Origin of the sequence: Billgrantia bachuensis, assembly GCF_011742165.1 — a bacterium.
Classification (GTDB): domain Bacteria; phylum Pseudomonadota; class Gammaproteobacteria; order Pseudomonadales; family Halomonadaceae; genus Halomonas; species Halomonas bachuensis.
Genome location: NZ_JAAQTO010000028.1, coordinates 200,922 through 226,267, shown reverse-complemented (window position 1 = coordinate 226,267; position 25,346 = coordinate 200,922). Strand labels below are relative to the sequence as shown.

The 25,346-nt window shown below is 64.7% G+C and carries 21 protein-coding genes; 14 read left to right on the top strand and 7 right to left on the bottom strand.

What is annotated here, in order from left to right; translation table 11 throughout:
- Nucleotides 1-135: 135 nt before the first annotated feature.
- The gene (locus HBJ55_RS11750; protein WP_167114674.1) at nt 136-1,512 is read left to right on the top strand and encodes an NCS2 family permease; all 1,377 of its coding nucleotides are present in this window, start codon (nt 136-138) and stop codon (nt 1,510-1,512) included.
- A gap of 249 nt (nt 1,513-1,761) precedes the next feature.
- Nucleotides 1,762-2,763 (top strand): cytochrome-c peroxidase, encoded by a 1,002-nt coding sequence (locus tag HBJ55_RS11745; RefSeq protein WP_167114671.1) that lies wholly within the window; start codon nt 1,762-1,764, stop codon nt 2,761-2,763.
- Nucleotides 2,764-2,848: 85 nt separating this feature from the next.
- Here the strand turns inward: HBJ55_RS11745 and HBJ55_RS11740 are convergent, their stop codons facing one another.
- The 6 genes from HBJ55_RS11740 to HBJ55_RS11715 form a co-directional block, all read right to left on the bottom strand.
- Nucleotides 2,849-3,844 (bottom strand): adenosine deaminase, encoded by a 996-nt coding sequence (locus tag HBJ55_RS11740; protein ID WP_167114668.1) that lies wholly within the window; start codon nt 3,842-3,844, stop codon nt 2,849-2,851.
- A 25-nt stretch (nt 3,845-3,869) separates the two neighbouring features.
- Nucleotides 3,870-5,603, bottom strand: a complete 1,734-nt coding sequence (gene cydC, locus HBJ55_RS11735; RefSeq protein ID WP_167114665.1) for a thiol reductant ABC exporter subunit CydC — start codon at nt 5,601-5,603, stop codon at nt 3,870-3,872.
- A 19-nt stretch (nt 5,604-5,622) separates the two neighbouring features.
- Nucleotides 5,623-7,287 carry a thiol reductant ABC exporter subunit CydD gene (gene cydD / locus HBJ55_RS11730; protein ID WP_167114662.1) on the bottom strand — a complete coding sequence of 555 codons (1,665 nt, stop codon included), beginning with the start codon at nt 7,285-7,287 and terminating at the stop codon, nt 5,623-5,625.
- A gap of 4 nt (nt 7,288-7,291) precedes the next feature.
- A complete protein-coding gene (gene cydB, locus HBJ55_RS11725; RefSeq protein WP_167114659.1) occupies nt 7,292-8,302 on the bottom strand; it encodes a cytochrome d ubiquinol oxidase subunit II in 1,011 nt (336 codons plus the stop codon).
- Nucleotides 8,303-8,304: 2 nt separating this feature from the next.
- Entirely contained in the window at nt 8,305-9,720 is a 1,416-nt protein-coding gene (locus HBJ55_RS11720; protein WP_167114656.1) for a cytochrome ubiquinol oxidase subunit I, read from the bottom strand.
- Between the two features lie 326 nt (nt 9,721-10,046).
- Nucleotides 10,047-11,033, bottom strand: a complete 987-nt coding sequence (locus tag HBJ55_RS11715; protein ID WP_167114653.1) for a calcium/sodium antiporter — start codon at nt 11,031-11,033, stop codon at nt 10,047-10,049.
- A gap of 194 nt (nt 11,034-11,227) precedes the next feature.
- Here HBJ55_RS11715 and HBJ55_RS11710 point away from each other — a divergent pair, with 194 nt between their 5' ends.
- The 9 genes from HBJ55_RS11710 to HBJ55_RS11670 all read left to right on the top strand — a co-directional run bounded on the left by HBJ55_RS11710 (nt 11,228) and on the right by HBJ55_RS11670 (nt 21,381).
- On the top strand, nt 11,228-12,529 hold the full coding sequence (locus HBJ55_RS11710; RefSeq protein ID WP_167114648.1) for a paraquat-inducible protein A: 1,302 nt from the start codon (nt 11,228-11,230) through the stop codon (nt 12,527-12,529).
- Entirely contained in the window at nt 12,526-14,202 is a 1,677-nt protein-coding gene (gene pqiB, locus HBJ55_RS11705) for an intermembrane transport protein PqiB (RefSeq protein WP_167114646.1), read from the top strand. The genes HBJ55_RS11710 and pqiB overlap by 4 nt, the downstream gene beginning before the upstream one ends.
- A 57-nt stretch (nt 14,203-14,259) precedes the next feature.
- Nucleotides 14,260-14,844, top strand: a complete 585-nt coding sequence (locus HBJ55_RS11700; RefSeq protein WP_167114643.1) for a PqiC family protein — start codon at nt 14,260-14,262, stop codon at nt 14,842-14,844.
- 166 nt (nt 14,845-15,010) lie between these two features.
- Nucleotides 15,011-16,318: a DEAD/DEAH box helicase gene (locus HBJ55_RS11695; RefSeq protein WP_167114640.1), complete on the top strand. Its 1,308-nt coding sequence runs from the start codon at nt 15,011-15,013 to the stop codon at nt 16,316-16,318.
- Nucleotides 16,319-16,451: 133 nt separating this feature from the next.
- Nucleotides 16,452-17,000 (top strand): hypothetical protein, encoded by a 549-nt coding sequence (locus HBJ55_RS11690; RefSeq protein WP_167114637.1) that lies wholly within the window; start codon nt 16,452-16,454, stop codon nt 16,998-17,000.
- Entirely contained in the window at nt 16,990-18,204 is a 1,215-nt protein-coding gene (locus tag HBJ55_RS11685) for an MFS transporter (RefSeq protein ID WP_167114634.1), read from the top strand. Before HBJ55_RS11690 ends, HBJ55_RS11685 begins: the two co-directional genes overlap by 11 nt.
- Nucleotides 18,205-18,351: 147 nt before the next feature.
- Complete coding sequence (locus HBJ55_RS11680; RefSeq protein WP_167114631.1) at nt 18,352-19,404, top strand: asparaginase; 1,053 nt, start codon at nt 18,352-18,354, stop codon at nt 19,402-19,404.
- 106 nt (nt 19,405-19,510) lie between these two features.
- Nucleotides 19,511-19,747: a DUF2789 domain-containing protein gene (locus HBJ55_RS11675; protein ID WP_167114628.1), complete on the top strand. Its 237-nt coding sequence runs from the start codon at nt 19,511-19,513 to the stop codon at nt 19,745-19,747.
- 116 nt (nt 19,748-19,863) lie between these two features.
- On the top strand, nt 19,864-21,381 hold the full coding sequence (locus HBJ55_RS11670) for a diguanylate cyclase (RefSeq protein WP_167114625.1): 1,518 nt from the start codon (nt 19,864-19,866) through the stop codon (nt 21,379-21,381).
- A 113-nt stretch (nt 21,382-21,494) separates the two neighbouring features.
- On the opposite strand, the gene trhP is transcribed toward HBJ55_RS11670, so the two are convergent.
- Nucleotides 21,495-22,910, bottom strand: a complete 1,416-nt coding sequence (gene trhP / locus HBJ55_RS11665) for a prephenate-dependent tRNA uridine(34) hydroxylase TrhP (protein WP_167114622.1) — start codon at nt 22,908-22,910, stop codon at nt 21,495-21,497.
- A 216-nt stretch (nt 22,911-23,126) separates the two neighbouring features.
- Between trhP and queC the strand changes: the two genes are divergently transcribed.
- The 3 genes from queC to HBJ55_RS11650 are packed head-to-tail and all read left to right on the top strand — an operon-like array spanning nt 23,127 to nt 25,344.
- Nucleotides 23,127-23,891, top strand: coding sequence for a 7-cyano-7-deazaguanine synthase QueC (gene queC, locus HBJ55_RS11660; protein WP_167114619.1), 765 nt, complete (start codon nt 23,127-23,129; stop codon nt 23,889-23,891).
- Nucleotides 23,891-24,499, top strand: a complete 609-nt coding sequence (gene queE / locus HBJ55_RS11655) for a 7-carboxy-7-deazaguanine synthase (protein WP_167114616.1) — start codon at nt 23,891-23,893, stop codon at nt 24,497-24,499. Before queC ends, queE begins: the two co-directional genes overlap by 1 nt.
- On the top strand, nt 24,499-25,344 hold the full coding sequence (locus HBJ55_RS11650) for a 6-carboxytetrahydropterin synthase (RefSeq protein WP_167114613.1): 846 nt from the start codon (nt 24,499-24,501) through the stop codon (nt 25,342-25,344). Before queE ends, HBJ55_RS11650 begins: the two co-directional genes overlap by 1 nt.
- The last annotated feature ends 2 nt before the right edge of the window (nt 25,345-25,346 follow it).

Below are 25,346 nucleotides of genomic sequence, written 5' to 3'. Positions count from 1 at the left end.
GTCGCAACCCACCTGTCCAATCGGTCAAATAACGTCTAGGCTGTAGCCGAACGCACCTGACCAAACGGTCAGATACGTCATGATTCACCAGCGACGCTTCTTCAACGACATCTCCAACAACAATGGACACAAGCTATGGAACCGACCTCCTCCCTGGCCGATAGAGCAGAAGACCAGTCCCCCGCGAGAGCCTCGGGACAAGGCAACTGGCTGGACACCTACTTCGGCGCAAGCCGACGCGGCTCCAGCGTCAAGACAGAGATTCTGGCTGGTATCGCTACCTTCCTAGCCTCGATGTATATCATCGTGGTCAACCCGGCGATCCTCTCTGACGCCGGCATCCCCTTCTCCGCCGCGCTCTCGGCGACCGTGCTGATCAGCTTCATGAGCAGCCTGGCGATGGGGCTGTACGCCCGCAACCCGATCCTTGTGGCACCGGGCATGGGCATGAACGCGCTGTTCACCTATACCCTGGTGCTGGGCGCCGGCCTGTCGTGGGAGGTGGCGCTGGGCTGCGTGTTCTGGTCCGGCGTGCTGTTCGCCACCCTGGCGATGTTCAACGTGCGCGAGGCGATCATCGAGGCCATCCCACCTTCGCTGCGCTATGCCATTACTTGCGGCATCGGCCTGTTCATCACCTTCATCGGCTTCAAGAACGCCGGCTTCATCGTCGGAAGCGACGCCACCCTGGTCACGCTCGGCAACATGGACGCCTCGCTGATCACCTTCTTCATCGGCATGATGGCCACCGCCATCCTGGTGATCATGCGCTTCAACGGCGCGCTGATTCTGGGCATCGCCCTGACCACCCTGCTGGCGACGCCAATGGGGCGGCTGTGGGGCGGCGACGTGGTGGTGGAGTGGAGCGGCCTGGCCGCCTGGCCGGACTTCAGCGCCGTGATGAAGGTCGACATCTGGGGCGCGCTGAAGGTCGCCTACCTTCCGTTCATCTTCGTGATGTTGTTCACCAACTTCTTCGATGCGCTTTCGTGCTTCATGGCGCTCTCGGAGTCGGCGGACCTCAAGGACAAGAACGGCAACCCGCGCAACCTCAAGCGCTCCATGACCGTGGACGCCTTTGCCTCGATGATTGCCGCTCCGCTCGGCACCAGTGCCGCGCAGACCTTCATCGAATCCGGTGCCGGCGTGGCCCAGGGCGGCCGCACCGGCCTGGTGGCGGTGACCATTGCCTTCCTGTTCCTGCCGTTCCTGTTCCTGTCGCCGTTGTTGTCGCTGGTGCCGGGTATCGCCACGGCGCCGGCGCTGGTGCTAGTGGGGCTGTTCATGCTGGCCCCGATCAGCAAGATCGACTGGACGCGTTTCGAGCAGGCGTTCCCCGCATTCCTGGCCATCATTCTGATGCCGCTGACCTACTCGATCACCCTGGGCATCGCCTTCGGCTTCCTGAGCTTCGTGCTGATCAAGCTGGCCACCGGCAAGCTCTACGACATCAAGCCGGCGATGTGGGTCTCCGCCGCGCTCAGCGTGGTGATGCTGGTCACCACCCACTGACCAAACGGGGCCGGTACAAGCCGGCCCCGTTACCAACCTTATTGCGCAGCAATCGAGAATCACACTCAGGAGCCTTTAGACAAGCGTTTGTTCGCCCGTAAGGGACGGAACGAATCAAAGTTTGACCCACCTCAACAAGCACTCCATTCCGACCATTTCACTTGGTTGATACCGCTCAAGACGCATCCGTAACCTGATGTTGCATAACAGGCTAAAACCGTCTCTAGCTTGCAACCAAGGGGATTCGTCATGACACATCACGCTCTCACCCGGCCGGCTCGTCTTGCCGCCGCGGTATCGCTGAGCGCCGCAATGGCGGCAACCGGCGTGGCCGCCGACGATGGCCTCGGCAACTACCGCGAACGCTTCCAGCCACTGCCCCACCTGCCGCCGCTGCCGGCGGAAAACTCCCTGACTGAGGAAAAGGTGGAGCTCGGCAACATGCTGTTCTTTGAGCCGCGGATCTCTTCAAGTGGCGTGATCAGCTGCGCCACCTGCCATAACCCGGCGCTGGGCTGGAGCGACCGGATTCCTCGTGCCACCGGCCACGACGGCCAGATCGGCGAGCGCAACACGCCGACCGTGCTCAACTCAGGCTTCCTCGGGGCACAGTTCTGGGATGGCCGCGAGCCCGACCTGGAGGGCCAGGCGCTCGGCCCGATCCAGGCCGATATCGAGATGGCCATGGCGCTCGACATGGCCATCGAGCGCCTCGACGGCTTCCCTCTCTATCAGGAAAAATTCGCCGCTGCCTTCCCCGAGGACGAGAACCCGATCAACAAGGATAACCTGGCGATGGCCATCGCCAGCTTCGAGCGAACGCTGAACACGCCGAACTCACCGTTCGACCGTTACCTGCGCGGCGACATGAATGCGCTGAACCAGCAGGAAAAGGATGGCATGGTGGCCTTCGCAGACAACGGCTGCATCGCCTGTCATAGCGGCCCGGCCTTCACCGACAGTAACTTCTACGCCATCCAGGTTCCCGGCTCCACCGATGTAGGGCGCTTCGAGGTCACCGGTAACGAAGCCGACATGCACAAGTTCCGTACCCCCACGCTGCGCAATGTCGGCGTGACTTATCCGTACATGAACAACGGTGCCACCGAGACACTGGAAGAAGCCGTGGCGATCATGGGCCGGGAAATGCTGAACCGTGAGCTCGACGATGCCACCGTCGCCGACATCACCGCCTTCCTGCACACGCTTACCGGTGAAATGCCCGACTTCGAGGTGCCGGCGCTGCCCTGACTCGGTAGCGATACGCCCTGAATCGCCGGTCTGGGGCAGAGAGCAAGGGGGATGCGCCCCCGGCAACCGCCGGGGGCGCTGTCGTTCAGGCGCTCTCGGCCAGTTGCCGATGCAGTTCGAGCCGACGCACGTCGCTCATGAAGGCGGACTCGATGGCGGTACCGGCGAGTTGGATGAAGGTCTCGCGCGACCAGCCGAAGGCCTCATGGCAGGCCACGAAGTTGTCCAGCATGCCGCCGCCGAAGTAGGCCGGGTCATCCGAGTTGAGCGTCAGCCGGAGCCCCGCATCGAGCAGTTGGGGCAAGGGGTGTTCCTGCATATTTTCCACCACCTTCAGGCGGACGTTGGATAGCGGGCAGACGGTGAGCACCACGCCTTCGTCGCGCAGCCGCGCGACCAGTTCTTGATCCTCCAGGCAGCGCACGCCGTGGTCGACACGGCAGACATCGAGCAGGTCGAGTGCCTCGCGGATGTATTCGGGCGGCCCCTCTTCCCCCGCATGAGCGACCCGGGGAATGCCCAGCATTTTCGCGCGCTGGTAGACCTCGGTGAACTTGGAGGGCGGATGGCCACGCTCGGCGCTGTCGAGCCCCACGGCATCGAGCATCTCCCAGTAAGGGGCGGCGCTCTCCAGCACCTTCATCGCCTCGTCGGCGGGTCGGTCGCGCAGGAAGGCCATGATCAGCGCCGTGGACATGCCCAACTCGCGCTCGGCCTCACGCCGGGCCAGGCTCAATCCCTCCATGACGACGTCGAGCTCGACGCCACGGGCCAGGTGCGCCTGAGGGTCGAAGTGCATCTCAACGTGCACCACCCCTTCGGCATGTGCACGCCGGAAGTAGTCCATGGCCAGGTCGTGGAAATCCTCGGCGCGCTTGAGAACGCTCATGCCCTGATAATAGAGATCGAGGAAAGAAGGGAGGTCCTGGAAATCATAGGCTGCACGCGCCGCCTCGATGGAATCGAAGGGCAGTTCGACCCCGTTGCGTCTGGCCAGAGCAAACATCAGCTCCGGCTCCAGCGAGCCCTCGATATGCAAGTGGAGTTCGGCCTTTGGCAGTCGCTTCAGGAAGTCGCGCATGTTACACCTCATCACCTTTATTTCCTTATCCTGATGGATACAAGGATTTTGCGCAAACGGTCAGTTCTCCCTGCTCGAGACGCCATTCCCGGGTGATGCCTGGTGGATCGAACGCCCCACCGTCGAGCTGATGCACTAGGTAGAGAACGCTGCGCCCCTTGAGCCAACCATCTAGCCGCGGCAAGAGCCGGGATACGGTTGCCGCGTCCAGGCCGGCAAAGGGCTCATCGAGAATGACCAACCCGGGGTCTCGCAGCCACAGTCTGACCAGGGCCAGGCGCCGCGCCTGCCCACCGGAGAGCGATCGTCCGCCCTCACCCACCAGCGTGGCAAGCCCGTGCGGCAGGCTGCCGGCCCACTCCGCCAGGTCGACCCACTCCAGGGCCTGCCACAAGCGGGATTCGCCGGCACCCGGCGCTGCCAGTCGCAGGTTGGCTGCCAGGCTGTCCTGGAACAGGTCGATGCGCTGCCCCAATATCGCCACGCGTTCGCGCAGCGACTGCTCGTCGACTCGATCGATCGGCACGCCGCCAAGGGTTATCTCCCCTCGGCTGGGTGGCAGGCGGCGGGTCAGCAGCGCCGCGACGCTGCTCTTGCCGGCACCGGAGGCACCGGTCAATGCCAGCCGCTCACCGGGCGCCAGCGTCAGATCGAGCCCCTGCAGCGCTGGCGTGAGCGCACCGGGATAATGCAAGTCGACGGCTTCAAGACCGACGGACAAGGCGCCGCTGGGAAGAGTGACGCTGCCCGAATCGGACACCACCTCACTTGCCCGCTCCACCGCATTGAGCCGCTCGGCCGCGCCTCGGGTCGCCCCCAGTTGAGTGAAGGCCGTAGGCAACAAGCCCAGCGCTTCGCCAATGGCGAGTACTGCCAGCGGCATCATGACCATCACGGCACCGGTGATCGCGCCCCGCTGCCAGGCCATCGCCGCCAGCCACAGCGCCATCACCATGCCCAGCCCCACCACCAGGTTCACCAGGGCGAAGCCGAAGCCTGCCAACCTGCCGGTGCGGCGCTGGTCGCGCCGTAGCGCCTCCTCCAGCTTGCCGAATCCGCGTCTATGCCAGGCCCGGCTGCCGTAGGCCTCGAGCTCGGCAAGCCCTCCCAGATGATCGATCGCCTGGCTGCGCAAACGCTGGAGATGCTCCACCTGGCGTCGGCTCGCCGCCATTCCCAGCCACGCCTGCCCGGCGGTCAGCCATACCCAGGCAGGCAGTAGCAGCATGGCTAATGCTAGCCCCACCGCCGGGACCCACAGCGCCAGAAAGGCGGAGACCAGCAGCACCGCCGCCAACGCCACCGCGGGCGGTGCCAGCAGGCGCAAGTAGAGGCTATCGAGGGTATCGATGTCGGCGGTCAGGCGATTGAGCCAGTCGCTGGCGCGATGCCGGGCCAGGCTGCGGTCATCGAGCCCGGCCATGGCGGCGAACATACGGCCACGCAGGTCGGCGAGCAGGCGCAGCACGGTGTCGTGGTTGTAGAGCCGCTCCAGGTAGCGCGCCACGGTGCGGCTGAGGGCGAAGAACCGAATCCCCCCTCCTGGCACATACACGTCGAGGCTGGCAGCGAGCCCCGCAGCCAGGGCCAGCCCGGCCAGGGCACTGGCGGTAATGAACCAGCCCGACAGCGCCAGCAGGCCGACCGCCGAGAATACCGTCAGCATCAGCAGCAGCGCACCGATGGCGAGCCGCCGCGGGCGGCGCCCGAGCAGCCGCAGCCAGGGGGCAAGCGTTACACGCAGCGATTCGTCACTCATGGGCGCGTATTCCGGTTGCTCATGGCTGTAAGCGACCTTCGGCGAGCGCCAACCGCCGGCTGGCCATTGCCATCAGCGCCGGATGATGGGTGGCGATGACCAGCGTCCTGCCCTCCTCGACCAAGCTTCGCAGCGATTCGATGACCCGCGCTTCGCTCGTTTCGTCGAGGCTCGCGGTGGGCTCGTCGAGCAGTACCAGCTTGGCATCCGAGAGGAAGACGCGAGCCAACGCAAGGCGCTGTGCCTGACCGCCCGACAGCCCCGAGCCCCGCTCTCCCAGCCGGGTATCGATCCCTTGCGGTAGCGTGGCCATCAGTTCGGCCAGCCCGGCACGCTCGAGTGCCTGCTGCATATCGGCTTCGCTCGCCTCGGGGGCGGCCAGGCGCAGGTTGTCGGCCAGGCTGCCGTGGATCAGCACCGGGCGCTGATCCATCCAGGCGAACTTCAGCCCTGCCTGCGTGCGCCGTTCACCCTCATCGGGTGTCACGAAGCCCGCCAGCAGATGCAGCAGCGCAGACTTGCCGGCGCCGGAGGGGCCGGTGACGACCAGCGTTTCGCCGGTGGCCACCTCGAGAGTGAGCGGCCCCAGCACCCGACCGCGCCCGGGGTGGGCCAGCGTTGCACGCTCCAGCACCACCAACCGACCCGCCGGCAGCGCCCGCACTTCAGTATCGGCAGGTTCACGTACCGGCTCGCCAAGCAGCGCCAGCATGCCATCGGCGGCACCCAGGGCAGCCGCACGGTCATGGTAGTGCTGCGCCAGGGTTCGCAGCGGCTGGAAGAACTCCGGCGCCAGCAGCAGCACCAGCAGGCCGCTGAACAGCGACAGCTCCTCCGCGGGGCCGAAGTCGATGTATCCCAGCAGGCCGAAGCCCACATAGATCGCGACCACGGCGATCGCCACCGAAGCGAAGAACTCGAGTATCGCCGAGGAGAGAAAGGCCAGCCGCAGCGTGCGCATGCTCAGGCGCCGATAGCGATCCGCCGCCTCATGGACCTCCACGCCTGCTTCGCGGGTGCGATGGAAGAGCTGCAGCGTGGCGATGCCGCGCACGCGGTCGAGGAAATGCCCCGAAAGACGGCTGACGGCGGCAAACTGTTCGCGATTGAGGCGTTCGGCGCCCATGCCCACCAGCGCCATGAACAGCGGGATCAAGGGAGCGGCCAGCAGCAGGAACAGCGCGGCCAGCCAGTCGAGCCATACCACGACGACGAGAATCAGCAAGGGGATGGCCACGCTCAGGCGTAGTTGCGGCAGGAAGCGTGCGAAGTAGCCGTCGAGCGCCTCGACTTGCTCGACCAACTGACTGGCCAGCCCGCCCGAGTGACGAGCCCCTGCTCTCACCGGCCCCATCGCGGCTAGATGGTCCAGCAACTCGCCACGCACCGACTGACGAATGCGCAGGCTCGCCTCTTGGCCGGCCACCTCCTGCCCCCACTGGCACAGCGCCCTCGCGACCAGTACGACGACCAGAGAGAGGAAGGCCCAGCTCAGCGTAGCCAGCGAGGCGCCATCGACCAGCAGGCGGCTGACGATCAGGGCCAGCAGAACCATCTGTACGACCGTCAGCAAGCCGACGAGGACCCCGGCGGTGGCCGCCAGACCCAGCCAGCGACGCTGGCCGGCGGCATGAGCCGCCAGCCAGCTTTTCGGCGAAGGTTCCCTGCCGGCGTCGTGGGTCATGGGTTCAATGATAGCCTTCGCCGACACGCACCTTGCCGCGGAACACCCAATAGGACCAGAAGGTATAGAACAGCACGAAAGGCAGCACGAAGAGTACGCCGATCATCAGGAAGAGCTGCGATTCGGGTGCCGAAGCGGCATCCCAGATGGTGTAGTTGGGCGGCACGATCCAGGGCCATTTGCTGACTACCAGGCCCAGGTAGGTGAACAGGAAGATACCCAGCGTGGCGATGAACGGCAGCACCTCGTAACCGCGATGTGACGCCCAGTACACCGTGAACATGCACAGCAGGGTCAGTGCCGGCAGTATCCAGATCACATGGAGGTGACCGAACCAGCGCTCCCAGACCATCTCATTCACCAGCGGCGTCCAGATACTGATGATGCCGAAGATCACCAACACGGCCAGCAGCAGCGGCGTGGTCAGGCGGAAGGCCCACTGCTGGATATACCCCTCCGACTTGAGGATCAGCCAGGTGGTGCCGAGCAGCGCATAGCCGATCATGATGCCGACCCCGGTCAGCAGGGTGAACGGCGTCAGCCAATCGAACGGCCCCCCCACGTAGACCCTGTTCTCGGTGGCGAAGCCCTGAATGTAGGTGCCCACCACGGCCCCCTGGGCGAAAGCCGCCACGGCCGAGCCGCCGCTGAAAGCGAGGTTCCATAGCCGCCGGCCGCGCAGGCCGCGGCGCGACTTGAAGCGCAGCTCGAAGGCCACGCCGCGAAATACCAACCCCGCCAGCATCAGGAACACGCCGATGTACAGCGCCGGCAGGAAGACCGAATAAACCAGCGGGAAGGCCGCCAGCAGCCCGGCCCCACCGAGTACCAGCCAGGTTTCGTTGCCATCCCACACCGGGGCGACGGAATTCATCATGACGTCGCGGGCGTCTTCGTCGGGGGCAAACGGAAAGAGGATGCCAAGCCCCAGATCGAAGCCATCCATCAGTACGTACATCATGATGGCGAAGCCGATGATGAGCGCCCATATCAGCGACAGGTCGAACATCTCCATGATCAGACTCCCTCCTTGGATGGCTCGTCGTCGAACGGGGTATGGGTCGCCGACCAGGGCCGCTTGGGTGTCTCGAAGTCCTCGATCATCTCCTCCTCGCTCTTCTCCTCCTGCATGCCGTAGCGGATGACCCGCGTCAGGTAGTAGGTACCGGCATAGAAGACCACCGCATAGACCGCCATGTAGCCGAGCAGGGTAAATAGGGCCATGCCGCCGGTCAGCGACGGCGTGACACCCTCGGCGTGCGTCATCATGCCGTAGACCAGCCACGGCGCCCGCCCCGACTCGGTGGTGATCCAGCCGGCGAGCACGGCGGCGAAAGGCGTGACGGACATTAGTCGCAGCGTCTGCAGGTAGGGGCGCGAACGGTAGACCCGCCCGCCGCGACGCAGGTACAGCCCCAGCAGCGAAACCGCAATCATCAGCAGGCCCAGGCCAACCATCACGCGAAACGACCAGAACACGATGGCCACCGGGGGCTGCTCTTCCGGCGGCACCTCGATAATGCCTGGTATCTCGCCGTCGAGCTCATGGGTCAGGATCAGGCTCGCCGCATACGGAATGCCGATTTCGAAGCGGTTCTCCTGCGCCTCCTGATCCGGCAAGGCGAAGAGCAGGAACGGCGCACCGCGCCGGGTCTCCCAGTTGCCCTCCATGGCGGAGAGCTTGACCGGCTGATGCTCGAAGGTATTGAGGCCATGAAAGTCGCCCACCAGCGCCTGGGTCGGCGTCAGTACCAGCAGCATCCACAGGCACATCGAAAGCGCCTTGCGGTTGGCCTCGACGTCGCGGCCGATCAGCAGGTACCAGGCACTCACCCCGGCCACCACGAAACCGCCGGTAATGAACGAGGCCACCGCCATGTGCGCCAGGCGGAACGGGAACGAAGGATTGAAGATGGCCTCGGTCCACGACGTGACCCGGAAGGTGCCCTGAACCAGCTCGACCCCCGCCGGTGTATGCATCCAGCTATTGGCGGCCAGGATCCAGAAGGTGGAGATGAAGGTACCCAGGGCGACCATGATGGCGGCAAACAGATGCACGCCCTGAGGCACTCGGCCGCGGCCGAACAGCAATATGCCGAGGAAGGCGGCCTCGAGGAAGAAGGCAGTGACCACCTCGTAGCTCAGCAGCGGCCCGATGAAATTGGCGCTCGCCTGGGAGAAATTGCTCCAGTTGGTGCCGAACTGGAAGGACATCACGATGCCCGATACCACCCCCATGCCGAAGGCGACGGCAAAGACCTTGGTCCACAGCAGCGCCAGGCGATCCCATGCCGGGTTCTGGGTCTTGTAGTAAAGACCATGCAACACGGCGATATAGGATGCCAGGCCGATAGTAAAGACCGGAAAGATGGCATGGAAGGAGACGACGAAAGCGAATTGCAATCGCGACAGCAATACCGGATCAAGCTCCATGACGTACCTCTTGGCTGCGAAAGAGTCAACGTCTCAAGGGATGCGAAAGCACACTGGGTGCTGTTGTTGTGCTTCCGACCACGTCCTTCCTGGACATGTCCGTGGCGCATTTCACCTCGACACTCGGCTGGTTTTTTCAAGAGCCTAGAACAGACAGCCATGCAGGGTGCCGATACTTACAAAACCCTACATGGCATGACACTGACGTGAATCAAAGCTCGTCACTGCATCCTGTGCTTAGCCACCAAGCCTACTAGAGCGCGGACACCGGGTCCCGGTTTCCTGCTGTGTCGGGATGTCGCAGCAAGGTTGGCGCTAACCCCCGTTCAAAGCGAGCCGGCACTGCGCAGGACCAACTGCACCATGAATACGGTATAGCCGATGAACAGTGACAGCAGCATCGCACCCTCGAGCCGGTTGATGCGCCCCGGACGCCCCCTCCAGCCAATGGCGAAAACCGTCATCAGCAGTGTCATCACGGTCATCAGCGTCCAGTCCCGCATCAGGACTTCGGACCCTGCCTCGATGGGATGAATGACCGCGGCCAGCCCCACCACCCCCAGGGTATTGAACAGGTTGGAACCGACCACGTTGCCCACCACCAGGTCGTGTTCGCCCTTGCGCAGGGCGCTGAAGGACGACGCCAGCTCCGGCAGCGAGGTGCCGACGGCGACGATGGTCAACCCGATGATCAGATCGCTGACACCGAAACCAACGGCGATTTCCACCGCGCCCCATACCAGCACACGCGAGCTCAGCACCAGCAGCAGCAGGCCGACCACAGTCCAGGTCACGCCGCTTCTCAGCGACATGGGATGCGCCTGCAGGCTCTCCTCGGTCTCGTCGGCAAGCGGGTCGGGGCCGCTGCGCCGGGCATGCCAGATGCTGAAACCGATCATGGCCGCCAGCAGCACGAGCAACAGACTGCCTTCGAGGCGACCGATCACCCCGCCCCACATCAGCAGCGCCGACAGGAACGTCACCGCAACCAGAATCGGCAGTTCACGCCGAATCACGCCGGAGTGCACCGCCAGCGGCGAGATGACCGCCATGAGCCCCAGGATCAAGCCGATGTTGGCAATGTTGGAGCCGTAGCCATTGCCCAGCGCCAGACCCGGATTGCCCTGCCCCGCCGCCAACGAGGAAACCATCAACTCGGGCGCGGAGGTGCCGAAGCCAATCACCAGCATGCCGACCAGCAGCGGTGACACGCCCAAGCGTCGGGATGTCGATGCCGCTCCATCGACGAAACGTTCAGCGCTCCAGACCAGCAGCACAAGACCGGCAACCACGGCCAACAGGGGAAGTAACAATGTCGTCTCCTCAAGGAACATTCAGGGGCGAATGTTTGTATATGGTACGCGCGGCGTCAACATGCCACACTTTGGATATAGCCGACACGGCTTTCCGATTTCAGAGCGGGGGGCAACCTCGCTCCATTAGCCATCGAGTCGACTCGTCAGTGCCCTACAGGTTTCAGCGCCCATCGTTCGTCCCGACCGCACCCATGGTCGATCAGGTCCCGCCCGAGGCACGCACCTCACGCCGGCGTTTGCGTGCCTGCCACGAGTGCGATTGGCTCGTGGCATTGCCGCCGCTGCGGCCGGGTCAGAGGGCGGACTGCCCCCGCTGCGGGCATGTCCTGGCAACTCGCCACCGTCACCCTGCGCAGCGCAGTATGGCACTGGCCATGGCGTCCATGGTTGCGCTGCTGCTGGCGATCTCCTTTCCCTTCGTCAGCTTCAGCACCAGCGGTGTCGGCAACCGCATCGAGCTGACTCAAACGGCAACCACACTGATCGGCTTCGATCAGCCGCTGGTGGCGATTGCGGTGATCATGACGATCGCCGTGCTGCCCGGCATCTATCTGCTCGGCGTGATGTGGCTGCAACTGGGCCTGCTGCAAGGAGAGCCTCTGCCGGGCAGCCGCGGCATTGCCCGCGCATTGTCCCATCTGAACCCCTGGATGATGGCCGATGTCTTCATCATTGGCGCGCTGGTCAGCCTGATCAAGGTAGCGGACCTCGCGCAAATAGAGCTTGGCCTCTCGTTCTGGGCCTTCTGCGCCTTTGCTCTGCTGCTGCTGTCCACGACCCAGTCCATCGACTCGGACTGGATGTGGTTTTCGCTGGCCGGCGAACCGCTCGCTCCCGAGGGCGCCCGCACCGGATCGACAGCCGCCAGCCAGGGCCTGACCGGCTGCCCCACCTGCGGACTGGTCAATCGCCTGGAGGCGGACGGGCGCGGACACTGCCGACGCTGTGGCGAACGCCTGCACGCACGCTTGCCGCACAGCCTGCAGCGCACCTGGGCGCTGCTTGCCGCTTCAGCACTCATGTATATCCCCGCCAACGTCTACCCCATCATGACCACTACCAGCCTCGGTCATAGCGATCCTTCCACCATCATTGGCGGCGTGGTGGAACTGATTCAGATGGGCTCCTGGCCGGTTGCCGCGGTGATATTCATGGCCAGCGTCATCGTCCCGGTGGGCAAGCTGGGAGCGCTAGCCTGGCTCTGCCTGGTGGTCAAGCGCAGCAGTGAACTCAACGCCAGCAACCGCACGCGGCTTTACCGCCTGACCGAATTCATCGGCCGCTGGTCGATGGTCGATGTTTTCGTGGTCGCCATCCTGGTGGCGCTGATTCGCGCCGGCTCGCTGATGTCGATCACCCCCGGCCCCGCTGCCCTGGCATTCGCTACCGTGGTGGTACTGACCATGCTGGCTGCCATGACCTTCGATCCCCGATTGATCTGGGACACGCCCCTGCCGCGTGATCGACATGAAACGCAAGGAACCATTGGATGAGCGACACACCTCGCGACAACGAGGCCACCCGTGACATGCACCGGGCCAAAGCAACGCCGCAGCGGCGCCTGTCGCCGATCTGGATCGTTCCCATCGTGGCCATGCTGATCGGGCTGTGGCTGGTCTACGACAACTACCGTAGCCGTGGCCCGCTGATCACCCTGACAATGAGCAATGCGGAAGGCATCGAGGCCGGCAGCACCCTGATCAAGACCCGCAACGTCGAGGTAGGCCGGGTGGAGCGCGTGCAGCTCTCCGACGACCTGTCGCATACCGTGATCACCGCGCGAATGTCGCCCGATACCGAACCCATGCTGACCGAAGGCAGCCGTTTCTGGGTGGTCAAGCCGCGCATCGGCCGCGAGGGCATCAGCGGGCTCGGCACCGTGCTCTCGGGCGCCTACATCCAGCTCCAGCCGGGTAGCGGCGAGCCAGGCGTGCGCGAATTCGAAGTCAGCGACATCCCTCCCGTGGCACCGGCCGACGCCGCCGGGCTACGCATCAATCTGGTCAGCCAGCTCGGCAACTCGCTGCGCGCCGGCGATCCCGTGACCTACCAGGGCTATACCGTGGGTCGCGTCGAGGAAGCCAAGTTCGACGCCGACACCCGGCGTATGAGCCAGCGCATCTTCATCGAGAGCCCCTACGACCGCCTGGTCACCGACAGCACGCGATTCTGGTCGGCCAGCGGCATCGACCTGCGTCTCGACGCGGATGGCATCCGGGTCAACGTGGAATCCCTCGAGGCCCTGCTCGGCGGCGGCGTCACCTTCGGCGTGCCTGAAGATCTGCCGAGCGGCGGTCCGGTGGAGAACGAAGCCACCTTCACGCTGTATCCCGACGAGGAGAGCGCCCGTCAGGGTACCTTCAATCGCTATCTGGAATACGTGCTGCTGGTGGAAGACAGTGTCCGTGGCCTGTCGCGGGGAGCTCCGGTGGAATTCCGTGGCGTACGCATCGGCACCGTGGCTGCCGTGCCCTGGCAGTTCACCGCCGAGCAACCGGAAACGCGCAACGGCTTCGCCATCCCGGTGCTGATCAGGATCGAGCCGCAACGACTCGGCATCGAGAACCAGCAGGTCGACCTCGACGAGTGGGACGAACGCTTCAAGCGGCTGTTCGGCGTGGGCCTGCGCGCTTCGCTCAAGTCAGGCAACCTTCTCACCGGCTCGATGTTCGTCGATATCAACTTCTACCGTGAAGAAGCCGGGGATTACGTGCCTGAAATCTTCAGCGAGCACACCGTATTCCCCACCACATCGACCGGCTTCGCACAGATCGAGGCCCAGGTCACCGCCTTGCTGGAGAAGCTCAACGCGCTTGAGGTCGAACCGCTTCTCACCAGCCTGGACCGCAACCTTGTCGCCTCCGAAGCCATGCTGAGCGAGGTGCGCGAGCTCACTGCCTCGCTGCAAGACATGCTCGACGACCCCGGTACGCGCAACCTGCCGACCAATCTCAATGCCTCGCTCGAGGCGCTGCAGGAAACCCTGGAGGGCCTGTCGCCGGATTCCAACGCCTATCGTGAGCTGACCGCTACCGCTGAGCGACTGGAGCGCCTGATGCGCGATCTGCAGCCGGTCACACGCACACTCAACGAGAATCCCAGGGCGCTGCTGTTCGATAGCCTCGATGCCGAGGATCCGATACCGCGCGCACCGCAAGGCAACTGATGAGGTCCGCCCGGTGAATCGCTATGCTGTCGTCATCGCGTCGAAAGGAGGTGCTGCATGAGGTGGATGATCTGGCTTGCCCTGCTAGCGAGCATGCTGCTTGCCGGCTGCGCTTCGCCCACGACCCCGGCCAACCGCTACATGCTGCCCGACAGCGGCACCGCGCCGTCGGGTGGCGGCCCGGCGGCAGCGCACCTGTTGGTCGTACAGCCGCCACGCCTGGCGCACTACCTGGATACCGACGGCATCGTCCTGCAACTCGACGACATCACGCTCAACGCCGCACGCAACCACCTCTGGGTCGAACCGCTGGGACGCCAGTTGGAGCGCGGCCTGCGCGCAAGGCTGGCCGAGCAGCTCCCCGACACGCGGATCATGCGCGACGAGGGCAGCCTCGGGCGCAGCGAGGCCTTGCGTCTGCGCCTCGAAGTGGATCGTTTCCAGGGTCGTCACGACGGTCTGGCCATCGCCAGCGGTCAGTGGCAGCTCCTGGCACCCGACGGGCGCCTGCTGGCCATGCAGCGCTTCCATACCGAAACGGAACTCGACGACGACGGCTACCCAGCCCTGGTTCGCGCGCTGGGCACCAATTGGGACAAGGTGGCCGCCGAGATCGCCACGGGCATCCGGCAGGCGCGCTGAGCCACGGCACTGCTGCATATTCGACGTTGGTGTGGCATACTGGCGGCTCGCGGCGATTCGTGGTCCCTCCTGCCGCGCCCCTGAACCGAATTTCTCACGTCTTGGCCCGGGACTGGTCATGTGCATGTCGCACACGACAAGGCCAGGACGTATCTGCGGAGACCGCATGACTCTCTTTTCCGATCTCGGCCTGCGGGCCGAACTGCTGCGTGCCGTCGAGGCGCAGGGCTACACCACGCCGACCCCGATCCAGCTTCAGGCTATTCCTGCCGTGCTCAAGGGCGGCGACCTGCTCGCCAGCGCCCAGACCGGCACCGGCAAGACAGCCGGCTTCACCCTGCCGATGCTGCAGCGCCTGGCCGACGGCCCACGCCCCGGCCAACGGCAGGTACGCGCCCTGGTGCTGACACCCACCCGTGAGCTTGCGGCCCAGGTGGGCGAAAGCGTCGCCGACTACGGCCGTCACCTGACCCTGAAGAGCCATGTGATCTTCGGCGGCGTCGGCCAGCAACCCCAGGTGGACGCCATTCGTCCCGGCCTCGACGTGCTGGTGGCGACCCCCGGCCGCCTGCTCGACCTGCAGCAGCAGAGGCACGTCGACCTCTCCAAGGTGGAGATCCTGGTACTCGATGAAGCCGACCGCATGCTCGACATGGGCTTCATCCACGACATCAAGAAAGTGCTGCGGGTACTGCCCGCAAAGCGTCAGAACCTGCTGTTCTCGGCCACTTTCTCCGACGAGATCCAGGCGCTGGCCGCCAAGCTGCTCGACAATCCCGAGAAAATCGCAGTGGCCCGCCGCAACACGACGGCGGAAACTGTCGACCAGGCGATCTATCGCGTCGACCGGGAGAAGAAGCGCGAGCTGCTGGCCCACCTGATCACTCGGCACGCCTGGCATCAGGTGTTGGTCTTTACCCGCACCAAGCACGGTGCCAACCGCTTGGCCGAGCAGCTCTCCAAGCAGGACATCCCGGCCATGGCAATCCATGGCAACAAGAGCCAGTCGGCACGCACCAAGGCCTTGGCGGCCTTCAAGAGCGGCGACCTGCAGGTGCTGGTGGCGACCGACATCGCCGCCCGAGGCCTGGACATCAGCGAACTGCCTCATGTTGTGAACTTCGAGCTGCCCAACGTCGCCGAGGATTACGTTCACCGCATTGGCCGCACCGGCCGTGCCGGCAGCGAAGGCCAGGCCGTCTCACTCGTCTGCGTCGACGAGCATGGCCTGCTGAAGGGTATCGAGCGGCTGATCAAGCGCGACCTGGATAAACACATCGAACCCGGCTTCGAGCCCGACCCGAACGCCAAGCCCGAGCCGATCGAGAACGGTCGCAACCGGCGCGGCGGCCAGGCTCGCCAGGGCGGTGCCGGTCGCGGCCAGTCGGGGCAGCGCAACGGTAACTCGGCCGGCGGCGATGCGCAGGCACCGCGTCGGCGGCGCAGCCGCGGGCAGGGCACTCGCCGAGCCTGAGCAGTCAGGCTTTGTGGTTGGCGAGTCGTAAGGAATGGTATACGGTTTGTCGTGCTGTCTTTCACATAGGCAGCCCGGCTTAAGCGACTGATGACTCACTGAATCTCGCCAGACCACGCAAGGAGGCTCGAGCATGCTCAAATGGCTGACCGGAAAGCAACCTATTCCGGTCTGGGTCATCAAGCAGATCGATGACCGCCTGCTGCATCTCTGTGGCCAGGGAAGCATCGAGCCTAGAACCAAGCGCAGCGATGTCCTCGAGGATCTCCACGCCGGGCGCTACCAAGGCGCCGTCAACATGACCAGCAGCGGCATGGTGCTAAACGCGCGGCTGTTTGCCGCCCTGGTTCCGCTCGAGGCCCTGCAGTTGGATGAGCAGGGTCATGCCCACTGGCAAGGCCGTGGTTGGTACGTCGCCCAAGTGCCGCAGCGCTGCTGGACCTTCGAGGGACGGCTGGTCACCCAGCGACAGGTACTGGGCAATCAGGAACAGTTGGTCAGCGTCGAGGACGTTTCTGACATCCGCCGCCAGGCTCAGGAGTCCACCGATCCGGGGCGGGTCAACTTCGATCCTCGTGGCGTGAACGAACACTCCCTGCTCGCTCGCCGCGATGAAAAAGACGCTTCCGCGAGACACGACGCCAGCAGACGAACCGACAAATGGCGAGGCCATGACGACTGACGCCCGCCCCGATCCTCGACGTGTTGTCCTCTTTCTTTTTCTGATGGTGCTGGTGGGTCTCAACCTGAGACCCGCCCTCTCCTCACTCGCCCCGCTGCTGGTACGTATCGGGGCAGACACCGGCCTGACACCGCTGGCCATCGGCGCCCTGACGACACTACCGGTTCTCTGCCTGGGCATCTTCGCGCCCCTGGCACCCTGGCTCGCCAAGCGCGTAGGCCCCGAGCACACCCTGGCCCTGGCGCTGGGCATACTGATCCTCGGCCTGGTGCTGCGCGGCGTTCCTGGCGTGCCGCTGCTTTTCATCGGCACCTTGCTGGTGGGTGCTGCCATCGGCATCGCCGGTACGCTGCTTCCGGCGCTGGTCAAGCGCGAGCTTCCCGGCGGAGCGGACCTCATGACCGGGGTCTATACCATGGCCCTGTGTCTGGGAGGCGCCCTTGGCGCCGGGCTGAGCATCCCTCTGGCCAACATACTGGGAGGCTGGCGTTTCAGCCTGATCAGTTGGGGGCTGCTCGCCGGACTGGCCTTGCTGGCCTGGATGACTCTCATGCCGCGCACGCCGCGCTCGATTGCCACGCCCCCTGCCGGGGGCAGCATGCGCGAGCTGCTCCGCCAGCCGCTGGCATGGCAGGTCATGGTATTGATGGGCTCCCAGTCCTCGCTGGCCTATATCGTCTTCGGCTGGCTGCCGACCTTGCTGCAGGCTCGCGGCTACAGCGAAGCCGAGGCCGGCTGGATGATGGGCGCTTCGGTGATGGTGCAACTTGTCTCGGCACTCGGCGCCCCCTGGCTCGCACGCTTCGGCCGCGACCAGCGGCCGGCCCTGCTGCTGGTGCTTGGCTGCGTGGCAGCCGGCCTTTGGCTGCTGCTGCAGAGCGGCGAGAACTGGCGCTGGCCCGGGGTGGTGCTGCTGGGACTGGGACAGGGCGGCAGCTTCAGCCTCGCCCTTACCCTTATCGTGCTGCGTACGGCCAACTCCCGACTGGCCGGCAAACTGTCCGGCCTGGCCCAGGGCGGTGGCTATACCTTGGCGGCCATGGGTCCGCTGGCCGTTGGCGTGCTGTTGCAGCTCGAGGTGAGCATGAATGTGCTCACCCTCGTACTGCTGCTGATCGTGGCACTGGCGGCCGCCTTTGCCCTGCTGGCCGGACGCGACCTGCGCCTGGATGTCGGCAGGGATGGCAGGCTATTCACGCGTTGAAAGTGCCGGCGGCTCCCCCACCCCAGTGATCGAGTCGCCGTAGGCGTCGGGTTCGTGGTCGACGAGTGAGATCCTGCACGACTCCCGGTATCATTGTCGCTGCGCACCGCTCGGTGCCCCAAGAACACCTCGACGCCAGGAACTGCCATGAATGAGTCTTCCTCCGCCGACCGCCCCGTGCTGGTACTCTACACCGGCGGCACTTTGGGCATGGTGCCCAGTGCCGAAGGGCTGGCCCCGGGCGGCGATATCGAGTCGAGGCTTCGACAGGCGCTGGCCGGCCTGCCCCCTAGTCGCCAGGCACGACTGCCTCGATTCACGGTCCAGTCGGTGAACGACCCCATCGACTCGAGCGCTGCCAGCCCTCGCGACTGGCAGCGGCTGGGGGCGATCATCGCCGCCCAGGTAGGCGAGCATGCCGGCGTGGTCGTACTGCATGGGACCGATACGCTTTCCTGGACCGCCTCGAGCCTGGCTTTCCAGCTCCAGGGGCTGGATCGCCCCGTGGTCGTCACCGGCGCCATGCACCCCCTCGAAGCCGAGGGCAGCGATGCGCTCGACAACATCGAGCTGGCCCTGCGCTACGCCGCCAAGCCGGAACTGCAGGAGGTTGTCGTGGCCTTCGCCGGACGCCTGCTGCGTGGCGTTCGCACGCGCAAGATCCATAGCGAAGCCGATGACGCCTTTGTCAGTCTCAACTATGCCGTGCTCGGCGAGCGCATCGACGACGACGTGATCCTTTACCCCGGTCGAGGGCTCGAAACCCAGCAGCGCGGAGCGCCTCGCTTCGAGCTGCCGGACTACTCGATACTGGCCGATGGTGGTGTGGTCAGGCTCGTACTCTGGCCCGGGATCCAGGCCTGGCAGTTGGACGCCTGGCTCAGCGACTCACGCGTCCGCGGTGCGCTGCTCGAAGTATGGGGCGGTGGTAACGTTCCACCGGACCCCGAGCTGATCGGCGTCCTGGCCAAGGCAAGCGGTGAAGGCAAGCTGCTCGCCGCGATCAGCCAATGCCCAGTTGGCGGTATCACCCCAGGCCATTATGCGGCCGGCCAGGGGCTGCTGCAGGCCGGCGTCCTGTCGGGAGACGCGATGACATCGGAAGCCGCCATGACCAAGCTCGTCCACCTATTGGCGCAGCCACTCGACGAGCAGGAGCGCCGCCGGCGCTTCCTCACCCCGCTGGTGGGCGAACGCTGAACACCGCTGCTCGGTTGCCATGCGCATGGAACCGGCTGACTTCCTATGGCCGCCAAGCTAAGTTGAATGTAACCGAGCGGAACTGCAGGCGTTAAGGAGTTACGACATGGAGCATCCCGTGCATCCCTTCAGCGAACTCTTCGAGCAGCTTGGCCTCGATGCCGATGATGCCTCGATCAAGGCCTTCCTCGAGCGTCACGCTCCGTTGCCCTCGGCCATGGCGCTCCATGAGGCGCCATTCTGGAACCCGGCACAGGCAGAGTTTCTCGAAGCGGCACTCGAGGAGGATGCCGATTGGGCCGAGGTCGTCGACCACCTCGACGCATCGTTGAGGAAGCGGTGAGTTCTCAAACGCTTGGTTCACGGCCGTTCTGATAGGCTTGGCAGGGGATAACAAGAACCATTATGGCGGGGAAAAATATGCCGATCGATAGGATATCGATAACGGAGTCTTCTGGCGTGGCTGGTCTCGCCAATTTACCACCCCTGCCCGACACCCTGCGCACCCGTCTGGCCGAATGCCGCACGCTACCCAGCCTGCCGGCGGCAGCGGCACGCGTCATCGCCATTGCACGCTCCCCGGACCCGTGCCTGGGCGACTACGCTCGTACCATTGGACAAGACCCAGCGCTCACCCTGCGACTCCTTTCCATGGCCAATAGCGCCTCATACTCGCGCGGTGGGAATCCAGTCTCCACCTGCCTGGATGGCGTTTCGCGCATCGGCCTGGATGCAACCCTGGCGATAGCACTGAGCTTCGGCCTTCCCCGCCCCGGCAAGAATGCCGTGCTCGATCACGAGTACTTGTGCCAGCGAGCGATCATTGCAGCCACAGCCACCCAGGAACTGGCCCAGCATCTCTGCCCACACGAGGCCCCGCAGCTGTTTACCACCGCTCTGCTGCAGGACATTGGCATCCTGGCTTTCGAAGCTCTGGATGGCGATGCCTATGCCGCACACATTCCCGATCTTCGTCAGCACCAGAAGCTGAGTGAGGCCGAGAACGAACGGTACGGCTGCGATCACGCCCTGGTTGGCGCCTGGCTCGCAGTCAGCTGGGGAGTGCCCAGCCCCATTGCGGTCGGCATCATCGACAGCCATGGCCCCCTGGCCGACGGAGATGCGCGTAAACTCTGCCTGCGCCTCTCCTGCCGTATCGCCGACTGCTGGCTGGCAGCCGATTCGGCCTCCGCCTTCAGCGCCCTGCTGCGCCAGCTCGCTTCGGTCGCCTCGCTGGACATCGTCATGCTGATGACGGTGATGCAGGAGCTGCAGCATCGCCTGCCTTCGCTGGCACGCCTGTTCGAAATCACCTGCCCTCCAGCCATCGACAGCACACACTTGCTGGCCGAGGCCAAGGAGCTATTGTTCGAACAGAACCTGCGCATGACCATCCGCCTGGCCGAGCAGCAGCGCGAGCTCGAGGCGCTGCATGCCAGCCACGTCGTGCTCGACGAACAGCACCGCACAGATCACCTGACTCAGTTGGCCAACCGCCCCTGGCTGGAAAAACGCCTCGAACAGCACTTCGACTGCGCCAAGCGAGCCCGCCAGCCACTTGCGGTGATGTTCATCGATCTCGATCACTTCAAGCTCATCAATGACCGTTTCGGCCATCGCTTCGGCGACGAAGTGCTCATACACTTCGCTGCGGCCCTCAACAACATGGTGCGCGAGAGCGACATTGCGGGCCGCTATGGCGGCGAGGAGTTCCTCGTCATCATGCCCAACACGCGCCGGCAGCAGGCGGGCATCCTGGCCGACCGCATCCGCCAGTACCTGACCAGCCAGCCGCTGGCCCAGGCCGACGGTGAGCCGCTTCACGTGACCGCCTCCATCGGCATCGCCGATCTGGAGGACGGCGAATTCGAGGATGCCGCCGCCCTGGTCGATGCTGCCGACCAGGCCATGTACGGCGTCAAGCATGGCGGCCGAGACGGCGTGGCCCACTACGAGGAACCGGACCCCTCCGCGTAGCGGGGCGCACCGGTTGAACACGCTCCTTCATGACATGATGCGAGGGGGCGGCCGATTGGCCGCCCCCTCGCATCATTCGTACCCACGACAGCCCGAAGCAGGCTCGACCAGAGCTAGCCCGGCAGGTCACGCATCAGCAGTGCGAACTCGATCCTCTCGGGAGCAATGGCCTCGCCCGGTACCGGAATCCGCACCACGTGGCCAGAGCCCGGCGCGGCCTGCACCGACTCGCCGCGCTTGTTCTCGATGTGCTCGAGGATGAAACGCCGGTTGCCGCCGGGCAGCATCAGCTCCATGCCGTCACCCACCTCGAAGCGGTTCTTGACGTCTACCTCGAGTACGCCGCGATCGGGGTCGTAGCCGATCACCTCGCCGACGAACTGCTGATGCACGCCCACCGAGTTGCCGCGTTCGTAATTCTGGTATTCGTCGTGCACGTGTCGACGGTAGAAGCCTTCCGTGTAGCCACGGTTGGCCAGGTTGTCGAGTTCGTCCATCAAGCGCATGTCGAAGGGGCGCCCGGCCACGGCATCGTCGATGGCGCGACGATAGACCTGAGCGGTGCGCGCCACGTAGTAGTGCGACTTGGTGCGGCCTTCGATTTTGAGTGACGTCACTCCCATCTCGGTAAGCCTGGGCACGTGTTGCACGGCGCGCAGGTCCTTGGAGTTCATGATGTAGGTGCCGTGCTCGTCCTCGAAGATCGGCATCAGCTCACCCGGCCGGGTGGCATCCTCGATCAGTGCCGAGAGCTCGTCCTGCCCCTCCACGCCGCCGGCCGTCGCCGTGCTGTAAGTGGTGCTGCCACCGCCCGAGGCGATTAGCCCGCTCTGGCCAGGGGTCCAGACGCCACTGGCCGCATGCGCTGCCGCCGAGTTGGCCGGTACCAGATCGCCGGTCTCGTCCTGGGCCGCGGCCACGGTGTTGTACTGCCAGCGGCAGGCGTTGGTGCAGGTGCCCTGGTTGGGGTCGCGATGATTGAAGTAGCCGGAGAGCAGACAGCGGCCGGAATAGGCGATGCACAGCGCGCCATGGACGAAGGTCTCGATCTCGAGGTCGGGGCACTCGGCGCGAATCTCGGCGATCTCCTCCAGCGACAGCTCCCGCGACAAGATGATGCGGCTGATACCCTGCTGCTGCCAGAACCTTGCTGCTGCCCAGTTGACCACGTTGGACTGCACCGAGAGATGGATGACCTGCTCGGGCCAGCGCTCGCGGATCATCATGATCAACCCGGGGTCTGACATGATCAGCGCATCGGGCCCCGCCTCGATCACCGGTTCCATGTCACGCAGATAGGTCTTGAGCTTGCTGTTGTGCGGCGCGATGTTGGACGCCACGTAGAACTGCTTGCCCCGCTCACGGGCGTAGGCGATGCCCTTGTGCAGGTTTTCCAGCTTGAAGTCGTTGTTGCGCACACGCAGCGAATAGCGCGGCTGGCCGGCATAGACGGCATCGGCACCATAGGCGAACGCATAGCGCATGTTCTTGAACGTCCCCGCCGGGGAGAGCAGTTCGGGAGCTTTCATGTGGGTCACCGTTTACAGGACGATGCAGTACTGCGCGAAGCCGCCTATGCCTGGCGAGGCTTCGAACAGAACCGAGGAAGAGGGGCGAGAAGTCTAGCAACTGGCGCCAAGCCTGGCCAGCATTTGCCGGAGCCGGTAGACTGACGCGCGCCGGACCGGATCCCGGCGCCCCGTCATCGACGGGGAGCGACAAATTCTCCGACATAGAGCCTCACCATGACTCAAGCTAACCCACGCGCCACCGTGGTGATCTACTCCGGCGGCATGGACTCCTTCACCGTGCTCCACCGCGCCCTGCGACAAGGGCTCGAGGTCAGCGCCCTCTCCTTCGATTACGGCCAGCGTCACGCTCGAGAACTCGAGGTGGCGGCTCGCGTCTGCCGGCAGCTCGACGTACCTCATCAGGTGGTCGACATACGCGCCATACATGGTCTGATCGACAACTCGGCGTTGACCGATGCCAGCCGAAGCATGCCCGAAGGCGACTACGGCGAGGAGAACCTGACGGCGACGGTGGTACCCAACCGCAACATGATCCTGCTGTCACTGGCCATCGCCAAGGCAGTCAATGTCGGGGCGGGACGCGTCGACTACGGCGCCCACGGTGGCGACCATATTCTCTACCCCGACTGTCGTCCCGAATTCGTCGAGGCCATGAATGCGGTCGCCGGCATCGCCAACTTCGAGGCGGTCGAGATTCACGCGCCCTACCTGCGTTCGAGCAAAGCGGAGATACTCGCCGATGGCCTGGCCATGGGCCTCGACTACAGCGATACCTGGACGTGCTATCGCGGCGAGGCACTGGCCTGCGGGCGCTGTGGTAGCTGCCGTGAACGGCTGGACGCCTTTGCCGCCAATGGCGTGAGCGATCCGCTCGGCTATTTGCAGCGGCCCGATTCCGCCGCCTCACAGCGACCCGATACCGCCGCATCACAGCGGCCCGCGACCAGCAGCGGCGGCTCATCGGGAGGTGACGGCTGATGTATCACGTGAAAGAAGCCTTCTACTCGCTACAGGGCGAAGGCGCCGGCTGCAACCTGTGGTCGGGACGCGAGCAGGATCGAGCCAGCGCCGCCTGTCGCTTCTGCGACACCGATTTCATCGGCACCGATGGTCAGCAGGGTGGACGCTTCGCCGATGCCGACGCACTCGCCGCCCACCTGACGGCGCTTTGGCCAAGCAGGGGCGGCATGGCCAAGCCCTACGTAGTGTTTACCGGCGGTGAGCCGTTGCTGCAGCTCGACGAGGCATTGATCGGCGCCATGCATTCCCGTGGTTTCGAAGTGGCGGTGGAAACCAACGGCACCCTGCCCGCTCCGGCCGGCATCGACTGGCTATGTGTCAGCCCCAAGTCTTCCACGCCCCTGGCGTTGACTTCAGGCGATGAACTCAAGCTGGTCTATCCCCAGGCGGAAGCTCCCCCCGAGCGCTTCATCGACCTCGACTTCCAGTATCACTTCCTGCAACCCATGGATACCACGCCGCTCATTGACGCAACCGACCACCGGGATGCGACCGTGGCTTACTGCCTGGCTCACCCACAGTGGCGGCTGTCACTACAGACCCACAAGATCACGGGAATCGACTGATGACCCTATTCGTCAACCGACTGACCCAGCTCGACGCTTCACTCTGGTGCCCTCGGCGCGGCCTGATCGGCGTCAGTTGGTACGTCGATGCCGAACTCGACGGCGAACTCGGTGAAGATGGCATGCTGTTCGACTTCGGTCAGGTCAAGCCGTGGATCAAGTCGCGCCTGGATGCGAGCGCCGACCATACGCTGCTGTTACCGACCCGCGCACCCGGCATCAGCATCAGCGAATGCAGCGAGGGCATCAGCGTACGCACCTCGCTGCCTTACACGCTGGAAGTGCGCGCACCGCGCCAGGCCTTCACTCTGCTGCCCTGGCAGGAGATCACTCCCGAGCGGCTTGCCGACTCTCTCGCCCGGGAACTGATGAAACGCCCACCGCCGCGAGTCAGCGACATACGTTTGCGGTTGCGTGAAGAGACCATCGACGGGGCCGCCTACACCTACAGTCACGGGCTCAAGCACCACGCCGGCAACTGCCAGCGTATCGCTCACGGCCATCGCTCGCGTTTGCACATCTGGCAACACGGTGAACGCAGCCCGATGCTTGAGGCCCGGTGGGCCGGCCATCTGGACGATCGCTACCTGGTCGACCAGGGCGACATCATCGACCAGGCCGAACCCGAGATCTATCCCAGCCTGACCAGCCGTTACCGCGCCGAACAGGGCCGCTTTCAATTGCGGCTGCCGCAGGAACGCTGCATCGTGCTCGACTCGCCGACCACGGTCGAACACATCGCAGCCTGGTTGGCACGAAAGATCGCGGAAGAGACGGGAAAGCCCACACGGGTGCAGGCGTTCGAAGGGATCGACAAGGGTGCGATCGCCGAGGCAAGACCGTGAAC

Excerpts from the sequence above, each read along its gene's own strand:
- HBJ55_RS11750 (WP_167114674.1), top strand. The coding sequence starts at position 136 with ATGGAACCGACCTCCTCCCTGGCCGATAGAGCAGAAGACCAGTCCCCC.
- HBJ55_RS11745 (WP_167114671.1), top strand. The coding sequence starts at position 1,762 with ATGACACATCACGCTCTCACCCGGCCGGCTCGTCTTGCCGCCGCGGTA.
- HBJ55_RS11740 (WP_167114668.1), bottom strand. The coding sequence starts at position 3,844 with ATGCGCGACTTCCTGAAGCGACTGCCAAAGGCCGAACTCCACTTGCAT.
- cydC (WP_167114665.1), bottom strand. The coding sequence starts at position 5,603 with ATGAGTGACGAATCGCTGCGTGTAACGCTTGCCCCCTGGCTGCGGCTG.
- cydD (WP_167114662.1), bottom strand. The coding sequence starts at position 7,287 with ATGACCCACGACGCCGGCAGGGAACCTTCGCCGAAAAGCTGGCTGGCG.
- cydB (WP_167114659.1), bottom strand. The coding sequence starts at position 8,302 with ATGGAGATGTTCGACCTGTCGCTGATATGGGCGCTCATCATCGGCTTC.
- HBJ55_RS11720 (WP_167114656.1), bottom strand. The coding sequence starts at position 9,720 with ATGGAGCTTGATCCGGTATTGCTGTCGCGATTGCAATTCGCTTTCGTC.
- HBJ55_RS11710 (WP_167114648.1), top strand. The coding sequence starts at position 11,228 with ATGGTCGATCAGGTCCCGCCCGAGGCACGCACCTCACGCCGGCGTTTG.
- pqiB (WP_167114646.1), top strand. The coding sequence starts at position 12,526 with ATGAGCGACACACCTCGCGACAACGAGGCCACCCGTGACATGCACCGG.
- HBJ55_RS11700 (WP_167114643.1), top strand. The coding sequence starts at position 14,260 with ATGAGGTGGATGATCTGGCTTGCCCTGCTAGCGAGCATGCTGCTTGCC.
- HBJ55_RS11695 (WP_167114640.1), top strand. The coding sequence starts at position 15,011 with ATGACTCTCTTTTCCGATCTCGGCCTGCGGGCCGAACTGCTGCGTGCC.
- HBJ55_RS11690 (WP_167114637.1), top strand. The coding sequence starts at position 16,452 with ATGCTCAAATGGCTGACCGGAAAGCAACCTATTCCGGTCTGGGTCATC.
- HBJ55_RS11685 (WP_167114634.1), top strand. The coding sequence starts at position 16,990 with ATGACGACTGACGCCCGCCCCGATCCTCGACGTGTTGTCCTCTTTCTT.
- HBJ55_RS11680 (WP_167114631.1), top strand. The coding sequence starts at position 18,352 with ATGAATGAGTCTTCCTCCGCCGACCGCCCCGTGCTGGTACTCTACACC.
- HBJ55_RS11675 (WP_167114628.1), top strand. The coding sequence starts at position 19,511 with ATGGAGCATCCCGTGCATCCCTTCAGCGAACTCTTCGAGCAGCTTGGC.
- trhP (WP_167114622.1), bottom strand. The coding sequence starts at position 22,910 with ATGAAAGCTCCCGAACTGCTCTCCCCGGCGGGGACGTTCAAGAACATG.
- queC (WP_167114619.1), top strand. The coding sequence starts at position 23,127 with ATGACTCAAGCTAACCCACGCGCCACCGTGGTGATCTACTCCGGCGGC.
- queE (WP_167114616.1), top strand. The coding sequence starts at position 23,891 with ATGTATCACGTGAAAGAAGCCTTCTACTCGCTACAGGGCGAAGGCGCC.
- HBJ55_RS11650 (WP_167114613.1), top strand. The coding sequence starts at position 24,499 with ATGACCCTATTCGTCAACCGACTGACCCAGCTCGACGCTTCACTCTGG.